General features: G+C 66.7%; 17 protein-coding genes. 7 read left to right on the top strand and 10 right to left on the bottom strand.

Annotated elements, in window-relative coordinates; all coding sequences use genetic code 11:
* The 3 genes from ABGI63_RS16270 to ABGI63_RS16260 are packed head-to-tail and all read right to left on the bottom strand — an operon-like array spanning position 1 to position 2,152.
* Positions 1–837 carry a BPSS1780 family membrane protein gene (locus ABGI63_RS16270; protein WP_349743378.1) on the bottom strand — a complete coding sequence of 279 codons (837 nt, stop codon included), beginning with the start codon at positions 835–837 and terminating at the stop codon, positions 1–3.
* Between the two features lie 5 nt (positions 838–842).
* The gene (locus ABGI63_RS16265; RefSeq protein ID WP_349743377.1) at positions 843–1,814 is read right to left on the bottom strand and encodes a homoserine kinase; all 972 of its coding nucleotides are present in this window, start codon (positions 1,812–1,814) and stop codon (positions 843–845) included.
* Positions 1,815–1,858: 44 nt separating this feature from the next.
* On the bottom strand, positions 1,859–2,152 hold the full coding sequence (locus tag ABGI63_RS16260; protein WP_137941697.1) for a hypothetical protein: 294 nt from the start codon (positions 2,150–2,152) through the stop codon (positions 1,859–1,861).
* Between the two features lie 52 nt (positions 2,153–2,204).
* Between ABGI63_RS16260 and polA the strand changes: the two genes are divergently transcribed.
* Positions 2,205–4,964, top strand: a complete 2,760-nt coding sequence (gene polA / locus ABGI63_RS16255) for a DNA polymerase I (protein WP_349743376.1) — start codon at positions 2,205–2,207, stop codon at positions 4,962–4,964.
* 30 nt (positions 4,965–4,994) lie between these two features.
* Here polA and ABGI63_RS16250 read toward each other — a convergent pair whose 3' ends face one another.
* Both ABGI63_RS16250 and ABGI63_RS16245 read right to left on the bottom strand, forming a co-directional pair.
* A complete protein-coding gene (locus ABGI63_RS16250; RefSeq protein WP_349743375.1) occupies positions 4,995–5,843 on the bottom strand; it encodes a J domain-containing protein in 849 nt (282 codons plus the stop codon).
* 106 nt (positions 5,844–5,949) lie between these two features.
* Positions 5,950–8,106, bottom strand: coding sequence for a sodium-translocating pyrophosphatase (locus ABGI63_RS16245; protein ID WP_349743374.1), 2,157 nt, complete (start codon positions 8,104–8,106; stop codon positions 5,950–5,952).
* Between the two features lie 212 nt (positions 8,107–8,318).
* On the opposite strand from ABGI63_RS16245, the gene ppa reads away from it, so the two are divergent.
* A complete protein-coding gene (ppa, locus tag ABGI63_RS16240; RefSeq protein WP_137941702.1) occupies positions 8,319–8,858 on the top strand; it encodes an inorganic diphosphatase in 540 nt (179 codons plus the stop codon).
* A gap of 54 nt (positions 8,859–8,912) precedes the next feature.
* On the opposite strand, the gene ABGI63_RS16235 is transcribed toward ppa, so the two are convergent.
* Complete coding sequence (locus ABGI63_RS16235; RefSeq protein WP_349743373.1) at positions 8,913–10,073, bottom strand: GNAT family N-acetyltransferase; 1,161 nt, start codon at positions 10,071–10,073, stop codon at positions 8,913–8,915.
* Between the two features lie 58 nt (positions 10,074–10,131).
* On the opposite strand from ABGI63_RS16235, the gene ABGI63_RS16230 reads away from it, so the two are divergent.
* Together ABGI63_RS16230 and ABGI63_RS16225 are read left to right on the top strand one after the other, a co-directional pair.
* Positions 10,132–12,186 carry an NAD(+) synthase gene (locus ABGI63_RS16230; protein ID WP_349743372.1) on the top strand — a complete coding sequence of 685 codons (2,055 nt, stop codon included), beginning with the start codon at positions 10,132–10,134 and terminating at the stop codon, positions 12,184–12,186.
* 55 nt (positions 12,187–12,241) lie between these two features.
* Positions 12,242–12,580, top strand: coding sequence for a P-II family nitrogen regulator (locus tag ABGI63_RS16225; protein WP_102769755.1), 339 nt, complete (start codon positions 12,242–12,244; stop codon positions 12,578–12,580).
* 24 nt (positions 12,581–12,604) lie between these two features.
* Here ABGI63_RS16225 and ABGI63_RS16220 read toward each other — a convergent pair whose 3' ends face one another.
* From ABGI63_RS16220 to ABGI63_RS16205, 4 genes are all read right to left on the bottom strand, one after another.
* Entirely contained in the window at positions 12,605–13,123 is a 519-nt protein-coding gene (locus tag ABGI63_RS16220) for an RDD family protein (RefSeq protein WP_262969599.1), read from the bottom strand.
* A gap of 7 nt (positions 13,124–13,130) precedes the next feature.
* Positions 13,131–13,913 carry a DUF3106 domain-containing protein gene (locus ABGI63_RS16215; protein ID WP_349743371.1) on the bottom strand — a complete coding sequence of 261 codons (783 nt, stop codon included), beginning with the start codon at positions 13,911–13,913 and terminating at the stop codon, positions 13,131–13,133.
* A gap of 75 nt (positions 13,914–13,988) precedes the next feature.
* Entirely contained in the window at positions 13,989–14,483 is a 495-nt protein-coding gene (locus ABGI63_RS16210; RefSeq protein ID WP_137941707.1) for a DUF3619 family protein, read from the bottom strand.
* On the bottom strand, positions 14,480–15,046 hold the full coding sequence (locus ABGI63_RS16205; RefSeq protein WP_137941708.1) for an RNA polymerase sigma factor: 567 nt from the start codon (positions 15,044–15,046) through the stop codon (positions 14,480–14,482). The genes ABGI63_RS16210 and ABGI63_RS16205 overlap by 4 nt, the downstream gene beginning before the upstream one ends.
* A 255-nt stretch (positions 15,047–15,301) precedes the next feature.
* On the opposite strand from ABGI63_RS16205, the gene ABGI63_RS16200 reads away from it, so the two are divergent.
* The 3 genes from ABGI63_RS16200 to ilvC all read left to right on the top strand — a co-directional run bounded on the left by ABGI63_RS16200 (position 15,302) and on the right by ilvC (position 18,813).
* Positions 15,302–17,089 (top strand): acetolactate synthase 3 catalytic subunit, encoded by a 1,788-nt coding sequence (locus ABGI63_RS16200; RefSeq protein ID WP_137941709.1) that lies wholly within the window; start codon positions 15,302–15,304, stop codon positions 17,087–17,089.
* Positions 17,090–17,248: 159 nt separating this feature from the next.
* A complete protein-coding gene (gene ilvN / locus ABGI63_RS16195) occupies positions 17,249–17,740 on the top strand; it encodes an acetolactate synthase small subunit (protein WP_137941710.1) in 492 nt (163 codons plus the stop codon).
* A 56-nt stretch (positions 17,741–17,796) separates the two neighbouring features.
* Positions 17,797–18,813 (top strand): ketol-acid reductoisomerase, encoded by a 1,017-nt coding sequence (gene ilvC / locus ABGI63_RS16190; protein ID WP_137941711.1) that lies wholly within the window; start codon positions 17,797–17,799, stop codon positions 18,811–18,813.
* Positions 18,814–18,864: the final 51 nt, after the last annotated feature.

Raw genomic sequence — 18,864 nt, 5'->3', positions numbered from 1 at the left:
TCAGGCCTTCTCGCCCGGCAGCTCGCGCGGTGCGCCGAACATGAAGCAGTCGACGAAGGTGAAGTACAGCGAGGCGTAGAACACGCTGGACAGGAACAGGCCCAGCGGCAGGGCCAGCATCGGCAGCAGCTGACCCATGCCCAGCAGGCTGACGACCAGGCTGACCAGCAGGGCCAGGCCGACGACCAGTGCGGCCCAGACCAGCGCGTTCAGCGCGAAGGCGGCCTTGTTGCGCCAGATGCCCAGGGTGCTGGAGAACAGTGCCTGCAGCGCGCCCTGACCGCCCCAGTGCACCAGGGCCGGTGCATGCCAGAAGGGCACCGAGAGCAGGGCAGCCAGGCCCAGCCGCGTCATCATGCCCCACATCAAGCTCGGCTCGGCCAGCGCGGCCTCGACCGCCTTCTCATAGGCCGGATCGTTGGCTTCGGGCTTGGCCAGCAGCTGCTGCAAGGCTTCGAACGCGCCGCCGTCCACCCAGTTGCTGAGCAGCATGATCAGCACGGTGGCCAGCGCATAGGCGCCGCACAGCGCCAGCTGGGTGTTGCGGCGCTGCGGTGTCAGTTTCAGCGGCGCGATGAAGACGGCGGCGGTGGGGGTCTGGTTCTGCAGCACCAGATGGGTGGCCAGCATGAAGCCCAGGCTCAGCAGCGGCAGCGCCATCAGCAGCAGCATCGAGCCCAGCACCGGCAGCAGCAGCAAGGCAAAGCCCGCGAACAGAAACATCGCAAACAGGCCGCTGATGGCCAGCGGCTTGCGCTGGAACACCTTGAAGCCGTGGCGCACCCACAGTAGGCCGTTGCGGGCCGGTACGGTTTGCAAATGCAAAAGCATGGACATCTTTTCTAGGCCTTGATCGCGTGCCAGGGCGCGGCGATGCGCTCGCGCAGCACGCGCTCGAAATGACCGGGGTCATGGGGTTTGAGCAGGGCGGCGTCGCGCGGCAGATGGAAGTCCCACAGGCGCGAGATCCAGAAACGCAGGGCCGCCGCGCGCAGCAGCGCCGGTAGCAGGCGGTGCTCGGTGCCGCTGAGCGGCCGCACCGATTCGTAGGCGTCGACAAAGGCCTGGGCGCGCAGCTCATCGAGACGGCCGCTGGCCAGATCGATGCACCAGTCGTTGATGCAGACGGCCAGGTCGAACAGCCAGGTGTCGACACCGGCGAAATAGAAGTCGAAGAAGCCGGTCAGCCGCTCGCGGCCGGGCAGGCCCTCGAACATCACGTTGTCGCGAAACAGATCGGCATGGATGGGGCCGCGCGGCAACTCGCCATAGCTTTGCGAGGCGGCGAGCTGCTGCTGGTAGCTCAACTCGGCCTGTATCAGCTCGGCCTGAGCCGGCATCAGATGCGGCAGCACCACCGGCACGGTCTCGGCCCACCAGGGCAGGCCGCGCAGATTCGGCTGGTGCAGCGGGAAGTCCTGGCCGGCCAGATGCATGCGGGCCAGCGCCGCGCCGACCTGCTCGCAATGGAAGACGTCGGGTGCCAGCTGGTGGCCGCCGCGCAGGCGGTTCACCACGGCCACCGGCTTGCCGCCGATCTCGTGCAGGATGGCGCCACCGCCATCGGCCTGCGGATCGGGCACGGCCAGGCCATGGGTGGCCAGGTGCTTCATCAGCTGCAGATAGAAGGGCAGCTGCTCGAAGGACAGGCGCTCGAACACCGTCAGCACGAACTCGCCGCGGTCGGTGCTGAGGAAGTAGTTGGTGTTCTCGATGCCGGCGGTGATGCCGCGCAGGGCCTGGACCTGGCCCAGGCTCAGACGATCAACGAGGGCCTGGGCCTGCTCGTGCGTGACTTCGGTAAAAACTGCCATGTCGGAAGAGGTGGCCGGCCGCGCCGCTGGCGCGGGCGCGGTGGTCAGAAATCCAGCAGGCGCCAGACGCGCTGGCCGGCGGCGCCACGGGAGGTGTTGGCGCCGGCGGAGAGGTCGCGGCTGCCGTCGCCGGTGACGATCTCATAGGCCGGCAGCCTGCTGTTCTTGTTCTGGACCGTGACCTTTTGGGCCTGGCCGCGCACACGCAGTTCCTCGACACGGGTATGGTCGTCCTCCACGACGATCTGCTGGACGCGCGCATCGGGCGCGTCCGCAGCATGAGCGAGCGGGGCGCCGGCGGCCAGCAGCAGGGCGAGGAGGGCGGGGATTCGGTGCATGCTGCCATTCTAAGGCGGCCCGCTCTTGTGGCTTGAACGACAATCGCTGACCATGAGCAAACCCATTCTACTGCTGGTCGACGGCTCCAGCTATTTGTACCGCGCCTACCATGCGATGCCCGATCTGCGCGGGCCCGAGGGTGTGCCCACCGGTGCCGTCCACGGCATGGTGGCGATGATGAAGAAGCTGCGCGAGCAGATCGGTGCCGAGCATGCGGTCTGCGTGTTCGACGCCAAGGGCCCGACCTTCCGCGATGAGTGGTATCCCGAGTACAAGGCCCAGCGTTCGCCGATGCCCGACGCCTTGCGCGAGCAGATCGCGCCCATCCACGAGGTGGTCAGGCTGCTGGGTTGGCCCATTCTGGAGGTGCCGGGCATCGAGGCGGACGACGCGATCGGCACGCTGGCGCGGGTGGCGGCCGAGTCGGGCCACAGCGTCATCGTCTCGACCGGCGACAAGGATCTGGCCCAGTTGGTCACGCAAGACGTGACCCTGATCAACACGATGAGCAATGAGACCCTGGACGTGGCCGGCGTGCAGGCCAAGTTCGGCGTGCCGCCGGATCGCATCATCGACTACCTGACCCTGATGGGCGACGCGGTCGACAATGTGCCCGGCGTCGACAAGGTCGGCCCGAAGACGGCGGCCAAATGGATTGCCGAGTACGGCTCGCTGGACGGCGTGATCGCCCAGGCCGACAAGATCAAGGGCGTGGCCGGCGAGAACCTGCGCAAGGCGCTGGACTGGCTGCCGATGGGGCGCAAGCTGGTGACGGTGGTGCAGGACTGCGACCTGGCCGGCCATGTCGAAGGCTGGCCGGCGCTGGAAACGCTGGCGCTCAAGCCTGTTGACGAGTCCGGGCTGCAGGACTTCTACACCCGTTATGGCTTCAAGACCTGGCTGAAGGAGCTGGCCGGTGAGGCGGCGAAACCCGCCAAGACCAAACCAGCGGCCAGCGGCGATCTGTTCGGTGAGGCGCCGCCGCCGCCCTCGGCTGTCGCGTCCGATCGCCATTACGAGACGGTCTTGAGCTGGGAGCAACTGGACGCCTGGCTGGCCAAGCTGCGGGCCGCGCCGCTGGCCGCGCTGGACACCGAGACCGATTCGCTGGAGCCGCTGCTGGCCCGCATCGTCGGCATCTCCTTCAGCGTCAAGCCCGGCGAGGCCGCCTATGTCCCGCTGCGCCATGCCGGCCCGGACGCGCCCGAGCAGCTGCCGCTGGACGAGGTGCTGGCCAGGCTCAAGCCCTGGCTGGAGGACGAGGCCGCCGCCAAGCTGGGCCAGAACCTGAAGTACGACACCCATGTGTTCGCCAACCACGGCATCGCCTTGCGCGGCGTGCAGCACGACACCATGCTGCAGAGCTATGTGCTGGAGGCCCACAAGACCCATGGCCTGGGCGCCCTGGGCGAGCGCTATCTGGGCCGCAGCGGCCTGAGCTACGAGGATCTGTGCGGCAAGGGCGCGCACCAGATCCCGTTCGCGCAGGTCGACGTGGCCAAGGCCGCCGAGTACTCCAGCGAGGACTCGGAGATGTGCTTGCAGGTGCACGAGCGGCTGTGGCCCGAGCTGCAGGCCGATGCCGGCCTGCGTTTCGTCTACGAGCGCATCGAGATGCCCAGCAGCGCCTTGCTGGGTCGCATCGAGCGCACCGGCGTGCTGATCGACGCGGCTCGCTTGCAGGCGCAAAGCCATGAGCTGGCGCAGCGCCTGGTGGCGATCGAGCAGGAGGCTTACAACATCGCCGGCCAGCCTTTCAATATGGGCTCGCCGAAGCAGATCGGCGAAATCCTGTTCAACAAGCTGGGCCTGCCGGTCGTCAAGAAGACCGCCACCGGCGCGGCCTCGACCGACGAGGAGGTGCTGGAGAAGCTGTCGGCCGACTACCCGCTGCCGGCCAAGATCCTCGAGTACCGCGGCCTGGCCAAGCTGAAGAGCACCTACACGGACAAGCTGCCGCTGCAGATCAATGCGAGCACCGGCCGGGTCCACACCAATTACGCGCAGGCGGTGGCGGTGACCGGCCGGCTGTCCAGCAACGATCCGAATCTGCAGAACATCCCGATCCGCACCGCCGAGGGCCGGCGCGTGCGCGAGGCCTTTGTCGCGCCGCCGGGCCATGTGCTGGTCAGCGCCGACTACTCGCAGATCGAGCTGCGCATCATGGCCCACATCAGCGAGGACCCGGGCCTCTTGCGCGCCTTCGGCGAAGGCATCGACGTGCACAAGGCGACAGCCAGCGAGGTGTTCGGCGTGCCGGTGGCCGAGGTCACGAGCGAGCAGCGCCGCTATGCCAAGACCATCAATTTCGGCCTGATCTACGGCATGGGGGCCTTCGGCCTGGCGAGCAGCCTGGGCATCGAGACGAAAGCGGCCAAGGACTATATCGACCGCTACTTCACCCGCTTCGCCGGCGTCAAGCAGTACATGGACGCTACGCGCGATTCGGCGCGCGAGCTGGGCTATGTGCAGACCCTGTTCGGCCGCCGCATCTATCTGCCCGAGATCAAGGGCGGCAACGGGCCGCGCAAGGCCGGCGCCGAGCGCCAGGCCATCAATGCGCCGATGCAGGGCACGGCCGCCGACCTGATCAAGCTGGCGATGATCGCGGTGCAGAAGGCGCTTGACGAACAGGGCAAGGCCACCCGCATCATCATGCAGGTGCACGACGAACTGGTGTTCGAGGTGCCCGAGGCCGAGCTGGACTGGATCAAGACCGAGGTGCCGAGGCTGATGGCCGGCGTGGCCGCGCTGAAGGTGCCGCTGCTGGCCGAGGTGGGGGTCGGGTCGAACTGGGATGAGGCGCACTGAAGCGCGCTAAGACGCACTCAGGCGCCGCGCTCAGAGGCCGGCGCCCAGCCGCTCCTGGCGCCGGTGCAGAAAGGCTTGCGCCATGCCCGACTCGGGCTGCAGGCGCTGGCCGATATAGAGCTCCTGGCGGCGCTCGGCGATCTGGGTGCGCAGCCGGCTGGCCATCACGGCCAAGGGGTCCAGGCCCTTGGCCTCGGCCTGGACGATGGCCTTGCAGAGCTGGTGCATGGGGTGCGCGGCCAGCGCCACCAGATGGGCTTGCACGACGCGCAGCCGGCCCTGCACCGCGAGCTCGCTGCGGCGCAGCCATTCGAGCACCGCATCGGCATTGCCGCCGGTGACTTTGACCGGATGCTCGCCGGCGGCCAGCAGCAGGGTTTCGAGCCGGCTACGGTCATTGGCTGCATAGGCCTCGTTGACCGTCATCATCGCCTGCTCGCGGTGGCGGCGCTCGGCATCGCTGGGCGCCAGGTCGGGGTGCAGGCGCATGGCAGCACGCCGGTACAGCTGCTTCAGCGAGGGCGGGGCCAGCTCGACCAGGCCGCCCTCGGGCTCGGCCGGCGGCGGCGCGCCCATCGGCAGCTGCGGGATCTGCGGCAGCGCGGTGGCCTGCGGTGCGCGCGGTTCGCGGGCATCGACGCCGTTGCGGCGCAGCGCCTCGTAGAGGTATTGGGTGGCACAGAAGAGCTGCGATTCCAGCGCGTCCAGCTCCAGATAGAGCGGCCCCAGGGCCTCGATATAGCGACCGACAAAGGCCTGCACCTGATCGCGCAGCGCGCCGAACTCCTGCTCCTGCGTCAGCAGGTAGCGCTGCAGATCGCCCAGCTGGGCGCGGCGGCGCGAAAGCTCGTGTGGCGTGATGGCCCGGCTGCTCATCATGGCGATAGAAATCCCTGTGTCCCTGTGCGGCTGATTGTGGGGCCTGGCGGGCCGGCTTCAAAGTAGAAACAGCCCGCATGCGGGCTGTTTTTTTGGGGCTTGGTGCTCAGGGCTGGGAGGCCGGTGCGCTGGGTGGCAGCGCCGCTGGTTCGGAGGCCGCGAGCGCCGGGGCTGACGCTTCGGCTGCCGGGGCCACGACCGGCACCGCCGGCTTGGTGCTGGCGGCCGTCATCGGCAGCAGCGGCACGATCAGCAGCGCGACGATGTTGATGATCTTGATCAGCGGGTTGACGGCCGGGCCGGCGGTGTCCTTGTAGGGATCGCCGACGGTATCGCCGGTCACCGCGGCCTTGTGGGCCTCGCTGCCCTTGCCGCCGTGGTGGCCGTCCTCGATGTATTTCTTCGCGTTGTCCCAGGCGCCGCCGCCGGTGCACATCGAGATCGCGACGAACAGGCCGGTGACGATGGTGCCCATCAAGAGCCCGCCCAGCGCGGCCGGACCCAGCAGCAGGCCGACCAGGATAGGCACGACCACCGGCAGCAGCGAAGGCACGACCATCTCCTTGATCGCGGCCGAGGTCAGCATGTCGACCGCCGCGCTGTAGTCGGGCTTGCGCTGGCCGGCCATGATCTGGCCGTCCTGGAACTGGCGCCGCACCTCGACCACCACCGATCCGGCCGCACGGCCCACCGCCTCCATCGCCATCGCACCGAACAGATAGGGGATCAGGCCGCCGATGAAGAGGCCGACGATGACCTTGGGATCGCTCAGGTCGAAGGCGATGCTCATGCCGCGCGCTTCCAGCGAGTGGGTGTAGTCGGCAAACAGCACCAGCGCGGCCAGGCCGGCCGAGCCGATCGCATAGCCCTTGGTGACGGCCTTGGTGGTGTTGCCCACTGCGTCCAGCGGGTCGGTCACATCGCGCACGCTCTTGGGCAGCTCGGCCATCTCGGCGATGCCGCCGGCGTTGTCGGTGATCGGGCCGTAGGCGTCGAGTGCAACGACGATGCCGGCCATGCTCAGCATCGCGGTGGCGGCCACCGCGATGCCGTAGAGGCCGGCCAGCTGGTAGGCGGCGATGATGGCCAGGCAGACGAACAGCACCGGCCAGGCGGTCGAGCGCATCGACACGCCGAGGCCGGCGATGATGTTGGTGCCGTGGCCGGTGGTCGAGGCCTGGGCGATGTGCTTGACCGGCGAGTACTGGGTGCCGGTGTAGAACTCGGTGATCCAGACCAGGGCGGCGGTCAGCACCAGGCCCACGGCGCAGGCGCCGAACAGGCGCAGCTGTGTGCCGGCCCCGAGCGCGTCATCGGGCACCGCCGCCTTGGTGACGAAGTAGAAGGCGATCAGCGACAGCACACCGGCCACCGCCAGGCCTTTGTAGAGCGCCGGCATCACGTTCTTCATGCCCGGCGAGGCCTTGACGAAGCCGCAGCCGATGATGGAGGCGATGATGGAGACGCCGCCCAGCAGCAGCGGGTAGAGCACGGCCGCCATCGGCGCCGCAGTCACGACCAGCGCGCCCAGCGCCATCGTCGCGATCAGGGTGACCGCGTAGGTTTCGAACAGATCGGCCGCCATGCCGGCGCAGTCGCCGACGTTGTCGCCGACGTTGTCGGCGATCACGGCCGGGTTGCGCGGGTCATCCTCGGGGATGCCGGCCTCGACCTTGCCGACCAGATCGGCGCCGACATCGGCGCCCTTGGTGAAGATGCCACCGCCCAGGCGCGCGAAGATCGAGATCAGCGAGGAGCCGAAGGCAAAGCCCAGCAGCGGCTTCAAGGTGGCCGGATCGACCTTCTCGCCGCCGCTCAGGTACCAGAAGAACAGGCCCACGCCCAGCAGGCCCAGACCGACGACCAGCATGCCGGTGATCGCGCCGCCCTTGAACGCGACATTCAGCGCTGGGCCTATGCCCTGGGTGGCGGCCTGGGCGGTGCGCACATTGGCGCGCACCGAGACGTTCATGCCGATGAAGCCGCAGGCGCCCGACAGCACGGCGCCGATCACGAAGCCGATGGCCGAGGTCAGGTCCAGGAAGACCGCGATCAACACGGCCAGCACGATGCCGACGACGGCGATCGTCTTGTACTGACGGGCCAGATAGGCGGCCGCACCCTGCTGGATGGCGGAGGCGATTTCTTGCATGCGGGCGTTGCCCGCGTCCTGACTCAGGATCCAGCTGCGTTGAATAAACCCATACAAGACTGCGGCGAGGCCGCAGGCCAGCGCGAAGTACAGCGCCAAACTCGTCGACATGTAGATGTCTCCTCTGTTGTATCTGCCGTTTTGGATGAACGCCCGCACACAACGCCAGTCCCGCACGCTTGAACAGGTCGGTCGGCGCATGCTAAGGGAGCGGCCCGCCCCGGCGATTGAGCGTTTACCAGTGGATCGGTCGCCGACACGGGTGTCAGGCGCTGGCAAGGCCTGCCGCTAGAATTCGGGTTTCCCCTGGCGTTTCAAAAATCATGAGCCTGCACAACGTGACCCCCGGCGCCAAGGCGCCCGAGCAATTCAATGTCGTCATCGAAATCCCGATGAACGCCGACCCGATCAAGTACGAGGTCGACAAGGAAAGCGGCGCGCTGTTCGTCGACCGTTTCATGACGACGGCGATGCACTATCCCTGCAACTACGGTTATATCCCGCGCACGCTGGCCGATGACGGCGATCCGGTTGACGTGCTGGTGATCACGCCCTTCGCGCTGACCCCGGGCGTGGTCGTGACCTGCCGCGCCATCGGCGTGCTGCAGATGGACGACGAAGCCGGCGGCGACGCCAAGCTGCTGGCCGTGCCGATCGACAAGGTGCTGCCGATCTACTCGCACTGGCAAAAGCCCGAGGACATCAACCAGATGCGCCTGAAGGCCATCCAGCATTTCTTCGAGCACTACAAGGACCTGGAAGCCGGCAAGTGGGTCAAGGTCAAGGGCTGGGAAGGCCCGGAGGCTGCCAAGGCCGAGATCGTGTCCGGTCTGGCCAACTATGCCAAGGCTGAGCAGAAGTAAGCAAGACCTGCCCCCCCGGTTGAAGAAAGCCCCGCCCGCAAGGCCGGGGCTTTTTTACGCCTTGAACGGGCGGTGCTCTTCCAGTTCGTTGACGTAGCCACGCATGGCCTGCCCCTCCCTGGCGAGGAAGTCGCCGACCGCATCGCGAAAGTCGGGGTGGGCCAGCCAGTGGCTGGAACCGGTGGCCACCGGCATCAGCCCGCGGGCCATCTTGTGCTCGCCCTGGGCTCCGCCCTCGAAGCTGTGGAAACCGTTCTCTATGCACCAAGTCAGCGGCTGGTAGTAGCAGGCGTCGAAGTGCAGGCAGGAGATGGTCTCGGTGGCGCCCCAGTAGCGACCATAGGCATGGCCGCGCTCGGGGTCCAGCGCGAGCAGCGATGCCGCCACGCGCTCCTCACCCCGCCGGGCGATGAAGAGCAGCCAGTGCTCGGCCATGGTCTCGGCCATGGCCTGGAAGAAGGCCCGCGTCAGATAGGGCGTGCTGTGGTGGGCGCGGTAGGTCAGCCGGTAGCAGTGGTAGAAGAAGTCCCAGTCCTCGGCCCGGATCTGCGCACCGCGCCGGGCCTCGAAGACGATGCCGGCCTCGCGTACCTTGCGCTGTTCCTGCTGGATCTTCTTGCGCTTGTCGCGCTGCATCGTGGCCAGGAATTCCTCGAACGAGCCATAGGGCGGGGGTTCGCGGTTGCGCCAATGGAACTGCACGCCGCTGCGCGCCATCCAGTCCTGCTGCTGCGCGGCGGCCTGGTCCGGCGCGTCGCCGAACAGCAGATGGGCCGAGGACAGGCCCTGCTGCTCGGCCAGCGCCTGCAGTCCTCGCATCAGCAGCGCGCGGGCCTCGTCATCGCGCGCCAGCAGCCGGCTGCCTGGCACCGGCGTGAAGGGCACGGCCACCAGCAGCTTGGGGTAGTAGTCCAGGCCATGGCGGCGGTAGGCATCGGCCCAGGCCCAGTCGAACACATACTCGCCGTAGGAGTGGCTTTTCAGATAGGCCGGGCAGGCGGCGATCAGGGTCTGCTCGTCTTGCCAGGCGCTGAGGTAGAGCGGCTGCCAGCCGGTGGCCTCGACGGCCGAGCCGGAATCGTGCAGGGCCTGCAGGTACTCGTGGCGCATGAAGGGCGTCGGCCGGGCCGATGCCGCCAGCAAGGCGTTCCAGGCTTCGGGCGCCAGGGCTAGGGGGTTGTCATCAACGCGCAGCGTCGCAGGGGAGGGTTTCATGGATCAACAAATCTTAGGGGCAAGCGCAATTCCTTCGCTTTGATGGCAGGATTCGTCCATGCGTTTCGACAACCTCTACAACCACGATTTCGCCCGCGTCGCCGTCGGCGTGCCGCTGTGCCGGGTCGCCGACCCGGCCTATAACGGCCAGCAGACCGCCGCGCTCTTGATCGAGGCGGCGGCCAGCGGTGCGGCCGTGGCGGCCTTCCCCGAGCTGGGCCTCTCCAGCTATAGCTGCGACGATCTGTTCCACCAACGCGCGCTGCTGGACGGCTGCGAGGCCGCGCTGGCTGCGGTGCTGCGGGCCTCGGAAGCGCTGCCGACGCTGGCCATCGTCGGCATGCCGCTGCGGGTCGAGCAGCGCCTGTTCAACTGCGCCGTCGTGCTGCAGCGCGGCCGGCTGCTGGGTGTCGTGCCCAAGACCTATCTGCCCAACTACGGCGAGTTCTACGAAGCGCGCCAGTTCAGCGCGGCCGAGGAGGCCACCGTCGGCGAGATCACACTGCTGGGCCAGCGTGTGCCTTTCGGCAGCCAGCAGCTGTTCGCGGCCGCCGATCTGCCACTGCTGCGCGTGCATGTGGAGATCTGCGAGGACGTCTGGACGCCGATCCCGCCGTCCTCCTTCGCGGCGCTGGCCGGCGCGACCGTGCTGGTCAATCTGTCGGCCTCCAACGTCATCGTCGGCAAGGCCAACTACCGCCGGCAACTGGTCGCGCAGCAGTCGGCGCGCTGCCTGGCGGCCTATGTCTACAGCTCGGCCGGGGCCGGCGAATCGAGCACCGATCTGGCCTGGGACGGCCAGGCCCTGATCTACGAGAACGGCGAGGCGCTGGCCGAGTCGGCACGCTTCCAGCGCCGCTCGCAGCTGATCACGGCCGATGTCGACCTGGAGCGGCTGGCGCGCGAGCGCATGCGCCAGACCAGCTTCGGCCAGTCGGTGCGCAGCCACGCCGCCGCCGTCAAGGCGCATCGCACGATCGAGTTCGACCTGGACATCGAGCGCGAGGCGCCGCTGGCCTTGCAGCGCAGGGTCGAGCGTTTCCCGTATGTTCCGGCCGATCGCGGCCGCCGCGACGAGCGCTGCGAGGAGGTCTACAACATCCAGGTGCAGGCCCTGGTGCAGCGGCTGGCGTCCAGCGGCATCGCCAAGCTGGTCATCGGCGTGTCCGGCGGGCTCGATTCCACCCATGCCTTGCTGGTGGCCGCGCGGGCGATGGACCAGCTGGGCCTGCCGCGCAGCCATATCCTGGCCTACACCATGCCCGGCTATGCCACCGGCGAGCGCACCCGCGACCAGGCCTGGCGGCTGATGCGGGCGATCGGCTGCAGCGCGTCCGAGATCGACATCCGACCCAGCTGCGAGCAGATGCTGAAGGACCTGGGCCATCCCTACGCGGACGGCAAGCCGGTCTACGACATCACCTTCGAGAACGTGCAGGCCGGCGAGCGAACCAACCACCTGTTTCGCCTGGCCAACCACCAGGGCGCGCTGGTGCTGGGCACTGGCGATCTGAGCGAGCTTGCCTTGGGTTGGTGCACCTATGGCGTGGGCGACCATATGTCGCACTACAACGTCAACGCCAGCGTGCCCAAGACCCTGATCAAGTACCTGGTGCGCTGGGTGGCCGAGACCGGTCAGCTGGGCGAGGCCGACCACCAGGTCTTGCTGGACATTCTGGATACCGAGATCAGCCCCGAGTTGGTCCCCATCACACCCGGTTCGGGCAGCGAGGGTCAGGTCTTGCAAAGCACCGAGGCCATGATCGGGCCCTACGAGCTGCAGGACTTCCACCTGTTCTACACGCTGCGGCACGGCTATGCGCCGAGCAAGATCGCTTTCCTGGCGCGCCATGCCTGGGGCTCGCGCGAGCGCGGCGCCTGGCCGGACGAGGCCCATGTGCAGCGCAACGAGTACACGCTGGCCGAGATCAAGCGGGTGTTGCGCATCTTTGTGCAGCGTTTCTTCAAGGGCAGCCAGTTCAAGCGCAGCTGTGTGCCCAACGCGCCCAAGGTGGGCAGCGGCGGTTCGCTGTCGCCGCGGGGCGATTGGCGTGCGCCCAGTGATTCGGAGTCGGCGATCTGGCTGGCCGATCTCGATCGCATCCCCGATTAGGCCCCGGGTTCGTGCTTAAATCACAAACAGTTCAAATCCCCTCGGAGCCCCCGCCATGAAGCAAATCACCGCCATCATCAAGCCCTTCAAGCTGGACGAAGTCCGTGAGTCGCTGGCCGAGGTCGGCGCCTCGGGCCTGACCGTCACCGAGGTCAAGGGTTTCGGTCGTCAGAAAGGTCATACCGAGCTGTACCGCGGCGCCGAGTACGTGGTCGACTTCCTGCCCAAGGTCAAGGTCGAGGTGGTGGTCAAGGACGAGGATGTCGAGCGCTGCATCGACGCCATCCTGAAGGCCGCAAAGACCGGCAAGATCGGCGACGGCAAGATCTTTGTGACTCCGGTCGAGCAGGTGGTGCGCATTCGCACCGGCGAGACCGACGAAGCGGCGGTCTGAGCGCTGCGGCCTCGCCCGGTCAGCTCAGCGCTTGACCGGGCGCTGGGTGATCAGCCGGGTGCCGCAGATCGCATCATGCAGGAACTGGCGCTGCGGATGCAGCCAGGCCAGCGCCGCGTAGGCGAGCACACCGGCGAACAGACTGCCGAAGATCGCACCCAGGCCATGCAGGCCCAGGAGCCAGACGCTCAGCAGCGCCGGCAGAAACCACAGCCAGCTGAGCAGATAGCGCGCCAGCGCGCGCCATTGACCCAGCGGGCGCTGCTGGCTGTCGACGACACGGATATGCCAGGCCTTCATCGCCACCGTCTGGCCGCCGTGCGACCAGAACCAGATGAAGTAGATGCCCAGCACGATGAACAAAAAGGCCTGCAGCCCATGCTGGCCCTGCATCGCATGGCGCTGCTGAGTCAGGGTCGAATACAGATAGCCCGAGATGAAGACCACGCCGAACAGCAGCACGCCTTCGTAAATGAAGCAGGCCAGGCGGCGGGCCACGCCGGGGGCGGCGTCGCCGGCTGCGCCGCGAGAAGATTCAGTCATCGGTGGATCAATTGTTGTCTGAGGCGCGTGGCCGGGCCGGCTTGGGCAGCAAGGTGGCGCTGTCGACCAGGCTGGCATCGAAGCCGGGCTTGACCCGGCCTGTCGGGCGCTGAGCACCCTTGCCCTGATTGATGAGCACCGTGCTGGCGCCGGGCTTGGCCTGCAGCAGCGTCGGGCCCAGCGGCAGCTCGGGCTGGTTCTTGGGCAGCACAGGGACCATCAGCGGCTGTGCGGTGGGCGGCGCCGGCGCCTTGGTGGCGGGGCGCGCGCCCGGCTTGCTGCCGCTGGTCGGCTGGCTCAGCTTCTGGGCGGCCTTGTCGGCCAGCTCCTGGCGACGCTCGGTGGGCAGGGCCTGGTAAGCCTCCCATTTGGCCTGCCGCTCGTCGGCCTTGAGTTCGCGCGCGGCGCGAAAACCGAGGCGGGCCTGCTGGCGCTCGGCCGGGCTCAGCTTGGCCCAGCTGCTGATGCGCTCCTGCACGCGCAGCTGCTCATCGGCCGGCAGGCTGGGATAGCGGGCCGCCAGTTCCAGCCATTTACCCTTGCGGGACGGGTCCATCTCGCTCCACTCGCCCTCCAGCGCCGCGAGCAGATGCTGCTGGCTCGGCTTCAGTGTCTGCCACTGGGCGCCGGAATCGATGGCGGCTGGTTTTCTGACCGGCAGCGCTGCGGAGGCTCCGACCGCCGGCTCAGACGGCGGCGCCGTCTCCGTACCGGTCGGCGGCGGCATTGGAGATTGGGCCTGGGCCTGGGCCGAGGCGATCAGCACGGCGGTGCCGAGGGCCCGCAGCATGGAACGGGCGAGAGGAGGAGCGACGGAAAGGGCTGAGCGCAGCGTCGGGGCAGGACATGTCATGCGGCCGGCTCGTTACTTCTGCTCGCGCGCTTGCTGTTGCTGCTGCTCGGGCGGCTGCTGGGCCTGCTCCTCGTCGCTGAGGTACTCCCGGAAGCCCGGATCGCCATAGGCGGCCGGCGGCAACTGGTCGGAGAGCAGGGCGGCATCCACTTCGGCGGCTGCGGTGATCTGCTGGTACCACTGGCTGTGCTGGATCAGCAGCAGGCCCAGGACCAGCAGCAGCAGCGGCAGCAAGGAGGCCAGCTTGAGCCAGCGACCGCCGCCGGGGCCGCGCAAAGCCAGGCTCGCGCCACCTTGCTGCACCGCCTCGGTGGCGAGCTGCGGCTGCGCGGCGCGGGCGCTGCGCGCCTTCAGCAGGGCCTGCTCGCGGGCGAAGCGCAGGCGCTCGCTGACGTCTTGCGACAGCTGCTCACCCTGTTCGGTCAAGCCTGCGGCGACGCGCAGGCCAAAGCGTGACACGAGGGTGTCCTGCTCCTGTGCGAGATGCGAACGCTGAGGCTTGTTCATAGTGTGATTCCCTTGGCCTTCAATGATTTTGCAAGCGAATGGACGGCCCGGGAGCAATGCGTCTTGACACTGCCCTCCGAACATCCCATCACGGATGCGGTCTCCGCCACATCCAGCTCTTCCCAGTAACGCAGCAGAAAGGCTTCGCGTTGACGCGTTGGCAACTCCGAGACTTCCTTGTCGATCGCCTGCAGGATTTGCTGTCTCGACACCTCATCTGCTGCGCTCAGCGCCCCGAGGGCACCGTCGCGGGTTTCGAGCGATTCCAGCAGGTCGAAGTCGCCATCGGCATCTGCAGACTCGAAGTCTGACATGTTCTGCATCACGGCGCGTCGCACCTTTTGCCGGCGGAACCAGTCCATCGTCGCATTCGACAAGATGCGCTGGAACAACAGCGGCAGCTCCGCCGCCGGGCGGTCGAAGTATTTTTCGGCCAGGCGGATCATGGCGTCCTGCACGATGTCCAGGGCGGCATCGTCATCGCGCACCATATAGGCGCTGCGTTTGAACGCCCTTTTTTCGACGCTGCGGAGGAATTCGTTGAGTTCTTTGTCGGTGGCCAAAAGTTTGGCGGGCGAGCCCTGAGCTGGCGAAAACGCCGCGAATTATTGCATTAGGCCCGTCAGTCTCCGTCGAAATGGCGAATAAGCGGCAAGTCCGTGCATAATGCTGCTTCGCACAAGAGCTGAATTTGGTCTTTAGCTGGCCGCCCGACTGGGGCGCCACCTTTTTGATCGCGCAGGCTCCACATCCGCCTCACGAGGGCGCGAGAAGGAGCACCAATGGTTTTTCGTCAGAGAAATTCACAGAGGTTCGAAATGGACATGTCTAGCGCGGAAGTCAAGCGTGCCACCGCGGCACAACTGCATTCCCCCCCATCTTCCCCCGCGTCTTCGGAGCTGAACGGCTCGGAGATCCTCGTTCGCTGCCTGCAGGCCGAAGGTGTCAAATACCTTTGGGGCTACCCGGGCGGCGCAGTGCTGTACATCTACGACGCACTGTACAAACAAGACACCATCCAGCATGTGCTGGTGCGCCATGAGCAGGCAGCGGTCCATGCGGCCGACGGCTATGCCCGCGCCACCGGCGATGTCGGCGTGGCCCTGGTGACCTCGGGCCCCGGCGTCACCAATGCGATCACCGGCATCGCGACCGCCTATATGGACTCGATCCCGATGGTGATCGTGACCGGCCAGGTGCCGACACCGGCCATCGGCCTGGATGCCTTCCAGGAATGCGACACCGTCGGCATCACCCGCCCCATCGTCAAGCACAACTTCCTGGTCAAGGATGTGCGCGATCTGGCGATGACGATGAAAAAGGCCTTCCACATCGCCCGCACCGGCCGGCCCGGCCCGGTGGTGGTGGACATCCCCAAGGATGTGTCGCTGTACAAGACGCACTTCGCCTATCCGCAGCATGTGGAGATGCGCAGCTACAACCCGGTGCGCAAGGGTCATTCCGGCCAGATCCGCAAGGCGGTGCAGCTACTGTTGCAGGCCAAGCGCCCCTATATCTACACCGGCGGCGGCGTGGTGCTGGGCGAGGCCTCGGCCGAGCTGCGCGAGCTGGTGAACCTGCTGGGCTATCCCTGCACCAATACCCTGATGGGTCTGGGTGCGATGCCGGCGAGCGACCCGCGCTTCCTGGGCATGCTGGGCATGCACGGCACTTACGAAGCGAATATGACGATGCAGAACTGCGATGTTCTGCTGGCCGTCGGCGCCCGCTTCGATGACCGCGTGATCGGCAACCCGCAGCACTTCGGCTCGGTCGAGCGCAAGATCATCCATGTGGACATCGACCCCTCGTCGATCTCCAAGCGGGTGAGGGTGGACATTCCCATCGTCGGCGACGTCAAGGACGTGCTGCAGGAGCTGATCCATCAGCTCAAGGAAGCCCAGGCCAGGCCCGACAGCCAGGCGCTGAACAGCTGGTGGAGCCAGATCAACGAGTGGCGTGGGCGCGACTGTCTGGCCTATGACAAGGACAGCGCCGTCATCAAGCCGCAGATGGTGGTCGAGACGCTGTGGAACCTGACCCGCAACCGCGACACCTATGTGACCTCGGACGTCGGCCAGCACCAGATGTGGGCCGCGCAGTTCTACGGCTTCGAAGAGCCGCGCCGCTGGATCAACTCCGGCGGCCTGGGCACGATGGGCGTGGGCCTGCCCTATGCGATGGGCATCAAGCTGGCCAAGCCGGAGTCGGATGTGTTTTGCATCACCGGCGAAGGCTCGATCCAGATGTGCATCCAGGAGCTGTCGACCTGCAAGCAGTACAACACGCCGGTCAAGGTCGTCTCGCTGAACAACCGCTACCTGGGCATGGTGCGGCAGTGGCAGGAGCTGGACTACGGCAAGCGCTATTCGCACAGCTATATGGAAGCGCTGCCTGACTTCGTCAAGCTGGCCGAGGCCTATGGCCATGTCGGCCTGCTGGTCGAGAAGCCCGGCGATGTCGAGGGCGCGCTGCGCGAGGCGATGCGCCTGAAGGATCGCACCGTGTTCCTGGACATCCGCACCGATCCGACCGAGAACGTCTGGCCCATGGTCAAGGCGGGCAAGGGCATCTCGGAAATGCTGCTGGGGTCCGAAGACCTCTGAGTTTCGACAAGCCAGGCCGGGGCCGCTGCGTTACCGCGTAGGGCCGAAAGCCTGGTCGACGAATCCCAGGGCCCGGACCGACTCCCTTTCAATCGAAGAGCGTGGCCAAGAGCCGTCGGTTACCGCCGCCGGCTTGAAGAGCGCGAAGGACGAGACTCTATGAAACACATCATTGCACTGCTCATCGAGAACGAGCCGGGCGCGCTGTCGCGCGTCGTCGCGCTGTTCTCGGCCCGCGGCTACAACATCGAGAGCCTGACGGTGGCGCCCACCGAGGATCCCTCGCTGTCGCGCATGACCATCGTCACGACCGGCTCGGACGAGGTGATCGAGCAGATCACCAAGCACCTGAACCGGCTGATCGAGGTGGTCAAGGTGGTCGACCTGACCGAAGGCAACTTCACCGAACGCGAGCTGATGCTGATCAAGGTGCGCGCGGTCGGCAAGGAGCGCGAGGAGATGAAGCGCACCGCCGACATCTTCCGTGGCCGCGTCATCGACGTCACCGAGAAGACCTACACGATAGAGCTGACCGGCACGGCCTCCAAGCTCGACGCCTTCATCGGTGCGCTGGACCGCGGCTCCATCCTGGAGACGGTGCGCACCGGCACCAGCGGCATCGGCCGCGGCGAGCGCATCCTGCGCGTCTGAGTTTCTAGATTTTCCCCACCCAACAACACCCGACCCGTTTTTTCCTGGAGCACGACATGAACGTTTATTACGACAAGGACGCCGACCTGAGCCTGATCAAGGGCAAGAACGTCACCATCATCGGCTACGGCTCACAAGGCCATGCCCACGCGCAAAACCTGAACGACAGCGGCGTCAAGGTCACCGTCGGTCTGCGCCGCGGCGGCGCGTCCTGGGCCAAGGCCGAGAACGCCGGCCTGAAGGTCGCCGAGATCGCCGATGCGGTCAAGGCTGCCGACGTCGTGATGATTCTGCTGCCCGACGAGCAGATCGCCGAGGTCTACAAGCGCGAAGTCGAGCCCCATATCAAGCAAGGCGCCTCGCTGGCCTTCGCCCACGGTTTCAATGTCCACTACGGCCAGGTCACGCCGCGTGCTGATCTGGACGTCTGGATGGTCGCCCCCAAGGCCCCGGGCCACACGGTGCGCGGCACCTACACCCAAGGCGGCGGCGTGCCCCACCTGATCGCCGTCTATGCCGACAAGACCGGCAAGGCCCGTGACTTGGCGCTGAGCTACGCCTCGGCCAACGGCGGCGGCAAGGCCGGCATCATCGAGACCAACTTCCGCGAAGAGACCGAAACCGATCTGTTCGGCGAGCAGGCCGTGCTGTGCGGTGGTGCCGTCGAGCTGATCAAGGCCGGCTTCGAGACCCTGGTGGAAGCCGGCTACGCGCCCGAGATGGCCTACTTCGAGTGCCTGCACGAGTTGAAGCTGATCGTCGACCTGATCTATGAAGGCGGTATCGCCAACATGAACTACTCGATCTCGAACAATGCCGAGTACGGCGAGTACGTGACCGGTCCCAAGGTCGTCACCGAAGCCACCAAGGAAGCGATGCGCCAGTGCCTGAAGGACATCCAGACCGGCGAATACGCGAAGAGCTTCATCCTCGAGAACAAGGCCGGCGCACCGACGCTGCTGAGCCGCCGCCGCCTGACCTCGGAGCACCAGATCGAGCAGGTCGGCGAGAAGCTGCGCGCGATGATGCCCTGGATCAAGAAGAACCGCCTGGTCGACCAGAGCAAGAACTGATCCGTCAAGCCGGATTCGAAAGCCGCGAAGCCCTCAGGCCTCGCGGCTTTT

Origin of the sequence: Roseateles cavernae, assembly GCF_040187885.1 — a bacterium.
Taxonomy (GTDB): domain Bacteria; phylum Pseudomonadota; class Gammaproteobacteria; order Burkholderiales; family Burkholderiaceae_C; genus Roseateles_E; species Roseateles_E cavernae.
The sequence above is the reverse complement of the archived record's forward strand: the minus strand, read 5'-3'. Positions and strand labels throughout refer to the sequence as shown.

Bases quoted from the DNA above. Each gene is read 5' to 3' on its own strand.
- ABGI63_RS16230 (WP_349743372.1), top strand. From the start codon at position 10,132: ATGCGTTTCGACAACCTCTACAACCACGATTTCGCCCGCGTCGCCGTC.
- ABGI63_RS16235 (WP_349743373.1), bottom strand. From the start codon at position 10,073: ATGAAACCCTCCCCTGCGACGCTGCGCGTTGATGACAACCCCCTAGCC.
- ABGI63_RS16200 (WP_137941709.1), top strand. From the start codon at position 15,302: ATGGACATGTCTAGCGCGGAAGTCAAGCGTGCCACCGCGGCACAACTG.
- ABGI63_RS16210 (WP_137941707.1), bottom strand. From the start codon at position 14,483: ATGAACAAGCCTCAGCGTTCGCATCTCGCACAGGAGCAGGACACCCTC.
- ABGI63_RS16250 (WP_349743375.1), bottom strand. From the start codon at position 5,843: ATGATGAGCAGCCGGGCCATCACGCCACACGAGCTTTCGCGCCGCCGC.
- polA (WP_349743376.1), top strand. From the start codon at position 2,205: ATGAGCAAACCCATTCTACTGCTGGTCGACGGCTCCAGCTATTTGTAC.
- ABGI63_RS16265 (WP_349743377.1), bottom strand. From the start codon at position 1,814: ATGGCAGTTTTTACCGAAGTCACGCACGAGCAGGCCCAGGCCCTCGTT.
- ABGI63_RS16220 (WP_262969599.1), bottom strand. From the start codon at position 13,123: ATGACTGAATCTTCTCGCGGCGCAGCCGGCGACGCCGCCCCCGGCGTG.
- ABGI63_RS16225 (WP_102769755.1), top strand. From the start codon at position 12,242: ATGAAGCAAATCACCGCCATCATCAAGCCCTTCAAGCTGGACGAAGTC.
- ilvC (WP_137941711.1), top strand. From the start codon at position 17,797: ATGAACGTTTATTACGACAAGGACGCCGACCTGAGCCTGATCAAGGGC.
- ABGI63_RS16245 (WP_349743374.1), bottom strand. From the start codon at position 8,106: ATGTCGACGAGTTTGGCGCTGTACTTCGCGCTGGCCTGCGGCCTCGCC.
- ABGI63_RS16260 (WP_137941697.1), bottom strand. From the start codon at position 2,152: ATGCACCGAATCCCCGCCCTCCTCGCCCTGCTGCTGGCCGCCGGCGCC.
- ilvN (WP_137941710.1), top strand. From the start codon at position 17,249: ATGAAACACATCATTGCACTGCTCATCGAGAACGAGCCGGGCGCGCTG.
- ppa (WP_137941702.1), top strand. From the start codon at position 8,319: ATGAGCCTGCACAACGTGACCCCCGGCGCCAAGGCGCCCGAGCAATTC.
- ABGI63_RS16215 (WP_349743371.1), bottom strand. From the start codon at position 13,913: ATGCTGCGGGCCCTCGGCACCGCCGTGCTGATCGCCTCGGCCCAGGCC.
- ABGI63_RS16270 (WP_349743378.1), bottom strand. From the start codon at position 837: ATGTCCATGCTTTTGCATTTGCAAACCGTACCGGCCCGCAACGGCCTA.